This is a genomic window from Burkholderia sp. HI2761 (genome assembly GCF_002223355.1).
GTDB lineage: Bacteria > Pseudomonadota > Gammaproteobacteria > Burkholderiales > Burkholderiaceae > Burkholderia.
Window position 1 is genome coordinate 1 of sequence record NZ_NKFN01000010.1, and the last position, 12,477, is coordinate 12,477.

A 12,477-nucleotide genomic window follows, 5' to 3' on the forward strand; every position below is an offset into this window, starting at 1 on the left:
CTTCTTGAGCGCCAGCGTCGCGGCATTGATGGCTTCAGCCGTCATCGGACCGTTGCCGAACTGTTCAAGCAGCTCGGCCGGAATCGCCGGCAGAACTGCCGGCTGGGCTTTCGGTTTGCGAGGCATAAATTCTCCTTGGAAGCATGTTATGCCTTAAACACAAAATTCCTGACAGGCCCATTCATCTCGGCACCCATCGCACGCTCGACTAGAAACACAAGAAACACAACGCCGTGCCAACCCGGCGCGACCTTGAAAATGACCATCGCAGCCCTCTCGATCGCGTCAACCAACTGACATTGCATCATGGTCGAGTGAGCGAAACGGCGAATTTCACCAGCGTTGCCGCCCGTGACGACTACATCGCCTCTAAAGCGGTCGAACTTTACTTTTCGATTCAACTAGATCATTGATTTTCAAAGAAACCGAATCCAGTATATTGGGCGTTCTCCGGTCACTTCTAGCCAAGTTCAAATTTTGCTTCGCCCACGCATCAACCTTACTTCGGTTGACGGCGGCCGCTCCGGCACTCGCCCGGACATTTCGCCCGGCCTGCGTCGGTCTACTTCTGCACGATGTCCCGCGTCATTCGCCCGATCAACGCGACCAGTCCGGCCTGAATGGCGGTCGTCACGAGCCGCCGCGGCCCAAGGATAACGAAACCGGCCAGCGCCACCGCGATGGCTGCGCCGGTCGATCCGTCGAGCGTCGGCAGTTTCATCGTCGGATATTCCGTGACGTCGCCGAAACGAGTCCGCCGGGTCAATTCAACGACCTGATTCGACGCGGACAATTCGGCCCGGGTCGCCGCCATCCGTGCCAGCAGAACACGCCGCATCGATTCCGGCGACCCGTCGGGGATTTTACATCTCATCACAGGCTCTCTTTGATGGTCTGAATGTCGCGCTGCAATTCCTCGGTCAGGACGGAAAACGTACCGCGCTCGTCACGCATACGTACCCCCGCGAAGGAGGCGATGGACACGCACACCCAGAACCCGGCGACGACCCATGATGTCTCGATCATGTACGGTGTACGCGCGGCGCTGACGATCGCCGCCACGCACACGAAGGCCAGCCCAAACGTTACGCTTAGGCCGAGCAATGCGTACAGCATCAGGTCGCGCAGGAAGTACTTCCTGGCGAGGTCGAATTCGATTGCCGCGAGACTCGCGTAATCGGTCAGACGCGCGACCGAGAATTGCGCGACATCCTGCCACTTCCTGATTCTTGAAAACAAAACCATGACATGCTCCGATGATGGATTCAACGCATGCCGTCGGGCTCGCGACAGCTGATCAGCGCTTCGACCACATTGCGCCGATAATGAAACTGACCGCCGCGACGGTCACCAGCGCCGTAATCGGATTGCTTGCGGCAACGTCACGCACCTGCTCGATTGCCTCGCCATAGGATTGCTGAACCGTGCCGGCTACCTGACGCGCTTTGCCCTCGAACTGCATGTCGGCGCTCCCCACGGCATCGCCCACTGCTTCCTGCGCTTTGCCGGCCAGCTTCTGCACCGTGCCTTCCGTTTTTTCGAACATGATCTACCTCGTCGTTTAGTTGAGTTGCCTAATCAGTGGGACAACGCTGGATCACATCGGTGAAGCCATTCAATATCCCGGGGGCCAGTTTAGCGGGGGCATGACGTGCACGTCATGTTCAAATGCACTGGGAGGCGTAGTGCATTTGAGGGGGACGTTGCGGTACGTGCGAAGTAAATAGCTCGTCTTGGGGCGTTTCCCCGTTCGCGCGCGCAGCGCATGATGCGTCCCACGAAATAAATTCGGAACATCCCCCCCGAGAAGTTGCCATCGTGTCGTCAGCCACGTGCTCGGCGTACCCAATTTTACTTTCCGTCAACGCGAACTAAATTCTGATCTTGTGGGCGCCGCGAAGTAATGTTGAAACATTGCGGCAGGCATGTGTACGGCCCCACTGGGCTCCGATCCACCTTTCCTTCCCGGCGTTTTACCTCGCGTCGATGCAGACTTTGTTGGCGGAAACCGGTACGTCGCACCAGTTGCTCGTCGTTCGCCCCTTGGCTCTGCTAGCTTGCATTCCTTCACTGATCTTGATACATACGATTCGTAAACTAACTAGCTCGATCGTTTCTTCTACTACCTTCGACGCAATCGGATGAGCAATCGCCGGCTCGCCCCTCGGTGTATCGCAAGGAAGATGCATGTAATCCGGTGCGTCACACTTCGCCCGCCCTTGAGATGAACTCAGCGAAGGTATTCCAGTCTGGCTCATCTGCTGGCTCCATCTGGAACGGCCGATCCGAGCCGCTCGGGAACTCGGCGTTCAGTCGTCTCGTGATTTCGTCCGCTGAGCGCGCAGTAGACCCAGGTGGCAACCAGCACCAGTGTCGCCGCGCCATCACGCTCCAGGAGATCCGCCAGATGATCTTCGAGCTTGTCCATGCGCTCGCGCTCGGACACCGCCGGCATACCGCAACCGACTGATCGATACGGCCAACGCAACGTAACACGCTGCGGCAGCGTGGATCGCCTGAAGTCGGCACGGAAAGTCTTGATAAATCGATAGACGATGATCTGCTGATCCGACCGATTCTGCGTGCGGATTCAACCGGTGGATGCAACACACTAGAGGCTGCGTGAACAGCGGAGGTGTTGCAAATGAAACAACGACCGAGGATCTATTACTCCGAGACCCAGAAGGCACTGATGTGGGACCGCTGGCGCAAGGGCGAAACGATTCATCAGATTGCCAAACTTTTCGATCGAGGCCACTCTTCGATACAGCGGATACTGTCAGAGACCGGCGGCATACAACCACCGCAGAGACACCGCGCGCCGCAGGCATTGACGCTCGCGGAGCGCGAGGAAATTTCCCGCTCGCTGGTGTCCGGATTGTCGATTCGGTCTATAGCTGCCAGGCTGGAACGTGCTCCTTCCACTATCAGCCGCGAGTTGCAACGCAACGGAGGCAGCCACGGTTATCGAGCAAGTCAAGCGGACGCAATCGCCTGGGAGCGGGCACGTCGGCCGAAGGTCTGCAAATTAGCGAGTAACCAGACGCTAGCGCGAGTTGTCGCTGCAAAGCTGAGGCTACAGTGGTCTCCCGAGCAGATTTCTGGTTGGCTCAAGCATGCATATGCTGTGAACAGGGACTATCTGGTGTCACACGAGACGATTTACCGGAGCCTCTATATTCAAGCTCGCGGGGCCCTGAAAAAGGAGCTGCTTGAACACTTGAGACGCTCTCGGGCCATGCGTCGATCTCGCCATCACACATTGAAAACCGAAGAGCGCACGAATATTCGCGACGCGGTATCGATCAGTGAACGCCCTGCCACGGCAGAGGATCGCGCAATACCCGGGCACTGGGAAGGTGACTTGCTGTTCGGCAACGCGACCAGCCAGATTGCAACCCTCGTCGAACGTCAGAGCCGATTCGTGATGCTGGTAAAAGTAGCCGGCAAGGATTCCGAGGCTGTGGTCAACGCGCTGATACGACACGCCAGCAAGCTACCGCGGGAACTATATAAGTCGCTGACCTGGGACAGGGGCACGGAAATGGCGGATCATAAACGCTTTACCGTCGCAACCGACGTCCAGGTCTATTTCTGCGATCCGCAGAATCCGTGGCAACGCGGCTCGAATGAGAACATGAACGGATTGCTGAGGCAGTACTTCCCGAAAGGCACTGACCTCTCTACCTATTCACAAGCCGAACTCGACGCAGTAGCAAGGCGACTCAACGAGCGTCCGCGTAAGACGCTTAACTTTGACACACCGGCCGAGAGGTTCCATCAATCTGTTGCATCCACCGGTTGAATCCGCACGCGGTAGCAGTCGCCCATTCCGACCCGACCAACATACCGGGGGAAACAGACCACGATGACTGCGTCGCTGTGTCGGTCGCCGACGTCCCGGCGACGTTCGCAGGCGCCTCATCGCTGTACGCCGTTGACAGCCCGCCCCCTGCCGTAAGCGCCAGCACCATCACGTAGTACCACCACATGTTGTTCGCTACCGATGGCAATCGGCTAAAGTTAAGCAGAGTCCCAAGCAAATGTCGCATATTTTTAGAGTCCTAATCGAAGCTTAGCAGGCGGCACGCTCCGAATCACGATGATGCCCCCCGATTTTCCGACGCGCTTTCGTCTGTACCGATCTCTGAACTCGATTCTTCATGATCTCGTCGATTGGATGTATGGGCAAATCGCGCCGGCATTCCGTCTACTGACGGCCACTCTACTGAAGTCGGACGGGCTTGTCGGTGTAAAGCAACTGGTGGTATTCACTTGCTTCGGCCCAGCTCGGGGGTAGCCTGTACTAACCGAGGACAATTTCTTCGTCGGCCATGCGTATCTGTTTTGCGCATAGACTTGCCGGCACCGCCCCCACTCCCGTGCCCATACCGGGCAACGCAACGGAGTTAATGCACTCGCTCCCTTTCAGCAAGGCGGCACGTGTTGCCAGGTACGGGCTGATCGTTTCCTTTCCGAGCCGCATAGGTACACGCATGGTGGGCGCAGCGATGAGGTGCGGATGCCGGCATCGCCTGTTTCCACCAGTTGAGCCGCACCAACCAGTAGCTCCCCGTCATGATCATCGAAAATTCTTCGTCGCAGTTTGAACTGCAAATTCCACCCGAAATGTGCTGAATAGACTGCGTCGATCCCGCCGTCCATGAAGCCGAAACTTTTTGCCGGGCCGACCAGTGCATCACACTCGACGTCCAGAATCGAGCACCCGGAAATGACAACGTCCATCATGCTCGCGAACTCCCTGCGCCATGCTCCTTCAAGTCGGCCATCGGGCGCAGACAAAATGATCGATAGTGGCATTTCTCAGCTCCGTTTCGTTGTTGGCTCCTACCCTGGAATCGCTGCGATAGCATCAATCTCGACCACAATCTCAGGGAGTGCCAAAGCCGCGACATCAATCAGCGCGCTCGCTAGCGGGCGCTGCGGGTTGACGTAACGGTCCCGAACGGTACGAATCGTCGGCAGCATCGAGGGCATGTAATCGCACACGTAGACCATGATGCGCACCACGTGTTCGAATCCCGCCCCGGCTTCGCGTAGTGTCGTCTGCAGGTTCTGGAACACTTGATCGAGCTGCGTCGCCAGATCAGCGCCGACGATCCCCGTATTCCCGAGCGCAATGTGCCCCGAGAGGAACAACAGGTTGTCGCCGGTAACCAACATCGCCTGCGAAATACCAGGGACTGACGGACCTGATGGATTGATGGCTCGCACGATGGATCTGCTCCGGTGAAGGGTTTGCATACGCTGATAGTGTATGCGAGCGATCGCGGGACAGTCGATCAGTCAGGTATCTCGCATCAGGCGCGTGATACTTTGCCGCCTCACGACGTATCCGCGCCTCTTCCGGCGACACGTAGACCGACGTGGTGCCGAGCGACGCGTGACCGAGCGTGCACTGCACCACCTCGATAGCCACGCCCGCGGCCAGTATCTGCGTGCCGACCGTGAGCCGAAACTCATGCGGCGACGTGCTCGCCAGCTTGCGCCGTTCCGCCTCGCTCAGATCCGGCATCACCTCGAGCAGCTTCCCGATCGCCCATTGCGTAAGTCGGCGTGCGCCCCGCACCGAGTAGCCTTCTCGCGTCATCCCCTCGCGGGCCTCGCCCGGCTCGCCGAACTTCTCGCGCGCCTACGGGGTCGGCGGGATCACCAGTGGCGCCACCAACGGCCCGCCCGCGTCCGCCGCATCGAAATCCTGATCCCGATCGCCCCAGTGCCCGCGCAGCGCGTCGACGCACTCGTCGCTGACTGAGGCCGGTCGGAAAGAATGGAAGCCAACCGTCCATGGAAGCCTCGATAAACTGAAATTGTCGTCCGTTGCAATTTTGTCCACATTCGCATACAAGATAACGATGCCGATGATCATGCTCCGTGTATCATCGTATTCGGCGGGTTCGACCTGCTGCGTCCGTAAGTGCATGCGCTCGGGCCGGCCGGCGCGTTCGTACCGATCCTCACGCACGCGCCACCGGTTCGCCGGACCCGTCAACCCTTGAAGGGGCGTGTGCCACCCACGGCCGAGCGGTCCGCACACGTTCCGTCGCGATCCTCTCCACATGCTTGTCCGCTCGACATCGCTTCGTCCAGTCGCGCGATGATGCTTTCCGCCATTTCATGGCTGATCCACAAGCCATGCACTTCTTCATCCAGCGCCTGTTTCAGCGCCCGGATGCGACGTTCCTGAAACGTCTCCGCGATTCGTTCTCCGATTGCATGCGGTATCCAATGCGACGCGGTGGATCAATGCTCAGGCGCTCGCCCCAGCGTTCATCCACCATTCGCGTCACGCGAACGAAGACTCAGCACATCGCGAACGTCGGCACCGCCTGGTCGACCGCCAGCGCGCGCTCGTTGAAGACGACCGGCACGCCCGCCGCCACGAGTTTGCAGTTCGCACGGTCGATCCGCCACCCGTCGAGCCGCAGCGCGATGCTCGACACCGGCGCGCCGCTTGCGTGCGGCAGGTCGATCGTGATCCGCCGCTTCGCACCAGGGATCAGGTTCAGGTAGTTGTCGCTATAGAACGCGGGCAGCAAGCGCGCGCCGGTCGACGGATCGAATACCTGAAGGTGCGTCATCAGCGCGACGCTGGCACCGATGTTCACGACGTCGACCGTGATGCGCGTCGTCATGTCGTCGTCCTCGGATGCGCTCGCCCCGATGGCAATCGCAGCGCCCGGCATCGTGTCGAGCGACGCATACGACGCGTCGCCGCCGTCGCGCTGCCGCCAGTAGACGTTCTCTGCGAGCGTATTGCCGCTCGAGTCGGTCAGCACGAGCGACACGATACATACGTCCGACTTCGCTGTGGTCATCGCGTCCTTCAGGTCCGCCACCACACGATATGACGCCCGTGCGGTGCAGCCGACGTCGGCCGTGGTCCGGCTGCTCAACGTGCCGTCCAGGTTGTACACCCGCATCTCGACGCTGCCAGTGACAGCCACCGCCGTATGGTTCGCGATCGTTACGTCGGCGGTGCTCGCATCGAGGATCGCATTCACGCGGCGGCCGTGCTGAACCGCGAAGAACGACGAATGCTCCTCGAGGTCGTGGCTGTACATCTGCCACACGAAGCTCGGTTGAGACGGGTTCGTCATCCACATAATCACGCCGGTGGCAGGTGAGTCGATCTCGCCCGCAGCGGGTGCGATCATCACGGCCGCGTTCGCCTCGTAAATGGCGCGAATGCACTCGTAGTTCATCATTTGCGCCTTGCGCACGAAATCGGCGAGGTTGCGCATCGTGCCGTAACGCTGCCCGGTCATCGCGATGTAGCCTGCGCCACCCTGCACGCCGGCCAGATACGCGCCGTTGCCGTTCATGTCGCGGTCCGCCCAGAAGTTGTCGGGGCATTCGTACGAACCTGGCGGCAGCATCGACTCGACGAATTCGAACGTCGGGACCGAATGCGAACTGACCTCGTTGTGGAACGCGACCGACGTTTTGCCGTAGCCGCGGTTGAACGCATCCTGAGGCGACGCCCAGTTATACGGGCCGCCGGACGAATAGCCGTTCACGGCACCTGGACCCGTATCGCTCGCCGAGCTCGTGAGGCACAGACGCTGCGGGTCCAGCCTGGCGACGAGTTTGTCGAGCCCTGTTACAAGCGCCTGGGGCGGCGAGCCTTCGTTGCCGCCGCACCAGAGCAGAATCGACGGTCGATAGCGGTTGCGGGCGATCACATCGCGAATGTTGTCGAGATCGCGCTGCACGTTGGCGGCTCCTGAACCGTCGCCTTCGGTCGAGAAGAAGAAGTCCTGCCACACGAGAATCCCGTAGCGATCGCACGCATCGAAGAAATCGTCGCTCGTACTCTGCCCGTTCCAGTTGCGGATCAGGTTCAGGTTCGCATCGCGATGCAGCCGCACCTGGTTGAACAGCCGTTCGCGCGGAATGCGCTTCAACGCTTCGTCAAGCCCCCAGTTGCCACCCATCACGAGAATCGGCAGGCCGTTGACGGTGATGCTCAACTCCGGACCATTACCGATATCGCGCGTGTATTCGATGCGGCGCAGGCCGACATTCAGCATGCGTTCATCCGACAGCACGCGCCCGACCTTGATCCCGACGGTCACCGCATAGAGATTCGGATCGCCATATCCGTTCGGCCACCACAGGCGCGGCTGCTTGATCGACAGCACTGCGATATCCGACGACGTGAGCGACACCTTCGTCGTAGTGTTCGACGCGGGAATCTTGATGTCATGGGTGAACGTCACACCGTTACCGATGCTGCCGACGATTGTCGCGACGATGTCCTGACCGGAGTCGTTGTCCAGCTCGAGATCGAGCCGCAACTCGGCCCACGACAGATCGTCGAGCAACGTATGCGCAACGTTCATCGCCGCGATGCGCACGGCGCCTGTCGTGAACCACGACACCGGCTGCCAGATGCCGAGGTTGCGATCGGGGATCGTCGGTAGCCAGTCCCAGCCGGCCGAGCAGAAGAATGTCGGGCCATTCTTCAGCGTGTTGCCGGTCGGGCCGCCGTTGCGGCCGCCGCGCGTCACGCCGCTCTTGTAGTTCGGAAGCAGCGGCCCCTCCGAAAAATCCAGCTTGACGACACGCACCGCCAGATTGGCAGTGCCGCCTGCCTGCGGCACAAGCCGCGAGATATCGAATTCGCCTTGCTTGAACGCACCTTCGAGCCGGCCGGCGAGTGCGCCGTTCAGCCAGATTTCCGCACAATAGTTGATGCCGCCGAAATGAAGCCACAGCCGCTGTCCCGGTTGCCGGGCCGGCGCCGCAAACGTGGTCCGGTACCAGTAGTCGGTGTCCTTCAGCGTATCGGGGATGACGTCGGTAACGATTTGTCCGTAGAATGGTTCTGGGTACTTGCGGTTGACGATCATGCTGTTCAGCACGGTGCCGGGTACCGTCGCCGGTGCCATGCCCGTCACGTCAGCGACGCCCGACAGTTGCGCGCCGGTCGCACCCAGCATGCTGCTCGCGGAAGCGAACGTCCAGTTCTGCGAGAGCTCGTGCGAGGCCAGCAGCGCGCGTTCCGGATCGGGCGGCACACGCGGCACAGCAGGCGGGATCGTCGCCGTCCCATCGGCCCCCGGCGTGCCGGGCACGGCAGCCGTGGAGTCCATATCACCATTACACCCTGCCAGCCAGCTCGTGCCGACAAGTGCGGCACTGTAGGACAGGAATTTCCGGCGCGCTTTCGATTTCATGTCGTTACCTCTGATAGTGTCGTCTCGACGGGCGCATACGGAGCCAACTCGGTGCGCGCCCGTCGCTTTCATCGCGCGCCGGCATGGCGCATGCCCGTCGCAGCCGGCGGGCTGCCCGCCGTCATCTGCGTGTAGTCCGCGTTCGGACCCGACGGCGGCGTCAGGTTATCGGTGGCTGCCCATTGCGTCGGCGTCGCGGACAACGCATAGTTCATCGTCCCGCCGCCTACGATCTTGCCGAGCGGCAGCCACGAACCCGCGTAGTCCGAACCATTGACCTTCAGTGACTGTGCATTCGTATCGGCGTTGTTGCCGACGCCGCCTACATCACCACCTGTCGTCGATAATGTCGGTTGCGGTGCCCCGGTCGAGACAGATGACTGGGGACCAGATTCAGTATCTCCGCCGCAAGATGACAAAAAAACACACGTCGCCAACAGAGCGTTGGTAATTTTTCCGCTTCGCCTCATTGTCGTTGTCTCCAGAGTTCATGCAGCCGTGCACAGCCACTATTTATTTTTCTAAGGTTGCCGCCTTTACGCGATATCAACAACAATCGTTTTCGCTAATTTTTATTTTGTTTTCCTAAACATGAGCTTGGATCATGAAATTGTCTACACTATTATAATTTATATATTAAATATGTTTGACCTGCCTGATTTCTTCGGGCCATGTCAGTCTTGGAGAACCGCCTCGGTTGCTTCAGTTGAACAATACTGCTGCTTGAAATCGTCGGGCGTCAGGTACGCCAAACTCGAATGTGGCCGGACGGTGTTGTAGTGACGCCGCCACTGCTCGATCACGACCTTGGCCTCCGTGCGTGTCCGAGACCATTCGAGGCTCAAACATTCGTCGCGGAATTTGCCGTTGAAGCTCTCGTCCGCACCATTCTGCCAGGGCTTGCCGGGATCGCTGAGCGCCATTTCCATGCCGTTTTCGGCAGCCCACTTCAGAATGGCCCGAGATACGAATTCCGGTCCGTTGTCCGAACGCAGATAGCGTGGCGCACCGTGAACGCTGGCCAGTTGCGACAGGACGCCCTTGCGGCGCAGGTCGCGGTGCATCGCCGCGTAATCCGGTTCGACCCGCCGGGTCGGGACCGCGGTTTCCTCCAGCAGGTCCAACCTGATCTCGAGCTCGTCGTCGGCCAGCGGTTCAACAGCAGCCCAGTCGAGGCCGGCCGCGCTCGCGCGTGCGGCGTATGCCGAAATGGCGCCGACGCTGATGCCGATCGCCCGGCTGATCTGGCGGTGCGACAGGCCGCACGACCACTTCAGCCGCAATACTTCCTTCAGTTTGCGCATGCTCATCCGATGTGCCTGCATCAACCTGTCCCCTAAAAAGAGACAAGGCTAACGCCCGTCGTTGATCACATGCGCAACACCACCGCCAAGCCGGTACGGCCGTCCCATTTCGGTCGCGTGATCAGCTGTTTCGGTTCGCTGATCGCTCATTCCGGGAACGTGATCACCCGTTTCGGCCAGATGATCGCTCGTTTTGGAAACCGGTGATCAGCGATCACCTTCGACCGAAACGGCCGATCACCATCAATCGGAACCACTGATCACGTTTCGAAATCGCTGATCACGTTCGCCGAAATACGCAATAGGTCCCTATAACGAGGTTCGTCCCCACTCCGCATTGCAGTGGATGACGCCCGCCGAATTCGCCCATCAGGCAAGGGAATCCACCTCGCTGACAACTCAACCAAGCCGGAAATCTCTACTTCCGACCGGGACTAATTCTGATTCAGGGTCAGTCAACCACGCCGAGCACCGCATTGTTCGCGACAAAAACCTTGACTATCGATTGCAATCTCGTTTTTTTGGGCTCGGGTAGCGGTACTATGGGAATTTTCTGAAGGAAGCCAGTTGAAGATGAAGAAAAGTCCAGCGACAGTTCGAGATGTCGCCGCAATGGCCGGTGTGTCCACATCCACGGTTTCGAAGTATGTGAACGGTACCAAACGCTTCTCCGCGACCGTTGAAGCGAGGCTTAAGCACGCCATCGACGAACTTGGTTATCGTTCAAACCCACACGCTCGCTCGATGATTACAGGGCAGACGCGAGCGCTGGGCCTTGCAGTACTTGATATTCTGAATCCCCACTTCACGAATATTGTCAAGGGCGCGAGCCGGATTGCCAGGGAAAACGGGTATACGCTTTTGCTTCTCGATACAGAAGAGAGTCAGGACCAGGAACGCTCGCTTATCGAATCCTTGGCGACGAGGGTCGATGGACTGATCGTTAGCACGCGTTTGCCGGATGAATCCTTGCAATGGCTATACGATTTGGAGAAGCCAACAGTGCTCGTGAGTGGAAGTAGTAGCGCTCCCGTTCCAGTTGTCGGGGCTGATGGTCATCTAGCCGCATACATGCTTGCCAAGCATGTGCTGAGTCTTGGCCATCGACGGATCACCTATCTAGGCTACATGAAGTCCCACCGAAATAAAGAACGACTGGCCGGGATCGAGCAATGCCTTGCCGAATCCTTGTTACCCCTTGATATCTGTGAAGTATCGACACCGTCGACTGCGGGAGGCGAGCGAGCTTGCGCGGGTATCATGCTCGGGTCGAATCCGCCGGATGCTGTAATTTGTCACAATGATCTCGTCGCGTTAGGCTTTATCAAGGCAGCGCGCCATCTTGGATTCGATCTGCCGAATGATGTGGCCGTTGCAGGTTTCGACAATATAGCGTATGGGGAATATACGGTTCCGGCATTGACCACAATCGATTTTCAAAGCGAGAAGATGGGTGGCCTCGCGATGACGAAGCTGATCAACGTTCTCAACGGAAACGACGACGGCACGATCGAACTCCTCAAGCTCGAGCCGTTGCTCATTGTGCGGGAATCTACGGGCAGCAAAAAGGCCTTCGTTCCGTAACACATGTCGTCACGCGGCAGCGTGTCAGCATGATGTCACCCTCCGGTGTCGTGAGATTCGCAACGCCCGGAGCAGAGCCGGTGCACGACTGTTGCCTCGGGACTCAGGCGGGATTCCGGGTGGTCGATGACCACCACGTAAATTCTACAGAGCACGTATGCTTCGCGGCACACTATCCAGCAGATCGTCATGCGAAGCCAACTACCGAACCAGGTTGCCGTCGTGAGTTTTCCGCTCTGATCAAGTAACGCTGGAGCAACGCACAGCTCTTGACCCTAGCCCACAAAACTGTCCCATTCGGAAGTGGAAAATTCCGGCATGACGTTGTCATCGAGACCAGGAGGTCATGCCGTGAAGAAGAGCAAGTTCAGCGAAGAACAGATCGC

Annotated in this window: 14 protein-coding genes and 3 pseudogenes; 3 read left to right on the forward strand and 14 right to left on the reverse strand. The window is 59.0% G+C overall.

The window, feature by feature from the left end; translation table 11 throughout:
• The 6 genes and pseudogenes from CFB46_RS35720 to CFB46_RS36205 form a co-directional block, all read right to left on the reverse strand.
• Positions 1–126 (reverse strand): annotated as a pseudogene (locus CFB46_RS35720) (IS256 family transposase); the annotation flags it as partial.
• Between the two features lie 20 nt (positions 127–146).
• A complete protein-coding gene (locus tag CFB46_RS35725) occupies positions 147–401 on the reverse strand; it encodes a hypothetical protein (RefSeq protein ID WP_143751692.1) in 255 nt (84 codons plus the stop codon).
• Positions 402–562: 161 nt separating this feature from the next.
• Positions 563–874 carry a hypothetical protein gene (locus CFB46_RS34670; RefSeq protein ID WP_089502481.1) on the reverse strand — a complete coding sequence of 104 codons (312 nt, stop codon included), beginning with the start codon at positions 872–874 and terminating at the stop codon, positions 563–565.
• Complete coding sequence (locus CFB46_RS34675; RefSeq protein WP_089502482.1) at positions 874–1,245, reverse strand: hypothetical protein; 372 nt, start codon at positions 1,243–1,245, stop codon at positions 874–876. Before CFB46_RS34675 ends, CFB46_RS34670 begins: the two co-directional genes overlap by 1 nt.
• 52 nt (positions 1,246–1,297) lie before the next feature.
• Positions 1,298–1,546, reverse strand: a complete 249-nt coding sequence (locus CFB46_RS34680) for a CsbD family protein (protein ID WP_089502483.1) — start codon at positions 1,544–1,546, stop codon at positions 1,298–1,300.
• 708 nt (positions 1,547–2,254) lie between these two features.
• Complete coding sequence (locus CFB46_RS36205) at positions 2,255–2,428, reverse strand: hypothetical protein (RefSeq protein WP_179235146.1); 174 nt, start codon at positions 2,426–2,428, stop codon at positions 2,255–2,257.
• A gap of 216 nt (positions 2,429–2,644) precedes the next feature.
• Between CFB46_RS36205 and CFB46_RS34690 the strand changes: the two genes are divergently transcribed.
• Entirely contained in the window at positions 2,645–3,805 is a 1,161-nt protein-coding gene (locus tag CFB46_RS34690; protein ID WP_089502485.1) for an IS30 family transposase, read from the forward strand.
• Positions 3,806–4,428: 623 nt separating this feature from the next.
• Here CFB46_RS34690 and CFB46_RS35730 read toward each other — a convergent pair.
• From CFB46_RS35730 to CFB46_RS36215, 8 genes and pseudogenes are all read right to left on the reverse strand, one after another.
• Positions 4,429–4,821 (reverse strand): hypothetical protein, encoded by a 393-nt coding sequence (locus CFB46_RS35730; protein ID WP_143751693.1) that lies wholly within the window; start codon positions 4,819–4,821, stop codon positions 4,429–4,431.
• A gap of 27 nt (positions 4,822–4,848) precedes the next feature.
• Positions 4,849–5,184 (reverse strand): RidA family protein, encoded by a 336-nt coding sequence (locus CFB46_RS34695; RefSeq protein WP_306427331.1) that lies wholly within the window; start codon positions 5,182–5,184, stop codon positions 4,849–4,851.
• Positions 5,108–5,611, reverse strand: a complete 504-nt coding sequence (locus tag CFB46_RS36820) for a tyrosine-type recombinase/integrase (RefSeq protein WP_306427332.1) — start codon at positions 5,609–5,611, stop codon at positions 5,108–5,110. The genes CFB46_RS34695 and CFB46_RS36820 overlap by 77 nt, the downstream gene beginning before the upstream one ends.
• A 42-nt stretch (positions 5,612–5,653) precedes the next feature.
• Positions 5,654–5,890, reverse strand: a complete 237-nt coding sequence (locus CFB46_RS36825; protein WP_306427333.1) for a hypothetical protein — start codon at positions 5,888–5,890, stop codon at positions 5,654–5,656.
• Positions 5,891–6,323: 433 nt separating this feature from the next.
• Positions 6,324–9,119, reverse strand: a complete 2,796-nt coding sequence (locus tag CFB46_RS34705) for a glycoside hydrolase family 2 protein (RefSeq protein ID WP_227789709.1) — start codon at positions 9,117–9,119, stop codon at positions 6,324–6,326.
• 152 nt (positions 9,120–9,271) lie between these two features.
• A complete protein-coding gene (locus tag CFB46_RS36740) occupies positions 9,272–9,673 on the reverse strand; it encodes a hypothetical protein (protein ID WP_227789710.1) in 402 nt (133 codons plus the stop codon).
• 204 nt (positions 9,674–9,877) lie between these two features.
• A pseudogene (locus tag CFB46_RS36210) lies at positions 9,878–10,246 on the reverse strand (integrase core domain-containing protein); the annotation flags it as partial.
• A pseudogene (locus CFB46_RS36215) lies at positions 10,226–10,528 on the reverse strand (IS21 family transposase); the annotation flags it as partial. The pseudogenes CFB46_RS36215 and CFB46_RS36210, both read right to left, overlap by 21 nt.
• A gap of 48 nt (positions 10,529–10,576) precedes the next feature.
• Between CFB46_RS36215 and CFB46_RS36220 the strand changes: the two are divergent.
• On the forward strand, positions 10,577–10,714 hold the full coding sequence (locus CFB46_RS36220; protein WP_179235147.1) for a hypothetical protein: 138 nt from the start codon (positions 10,577–10,579) through the stop codon (positions 10,712–10,714).
• A gap of 366 nt (positions 10,715–11,080) precedes the next feature.
• Positions 11,081–12,091 (forward strand): LacI family DNA-binding transcriptional regulator, encoded by a 1,011-nt coding sequence (locus tag CFB46_RS34720; RefSeq protein ID WP_089502488.1) that lies wholly within the window; start codon positions 11,081–11,083, stop codon positions 12,089–12,091.
• Positions 12,092–12,477 lie beyond the last annotated feature (386 nt).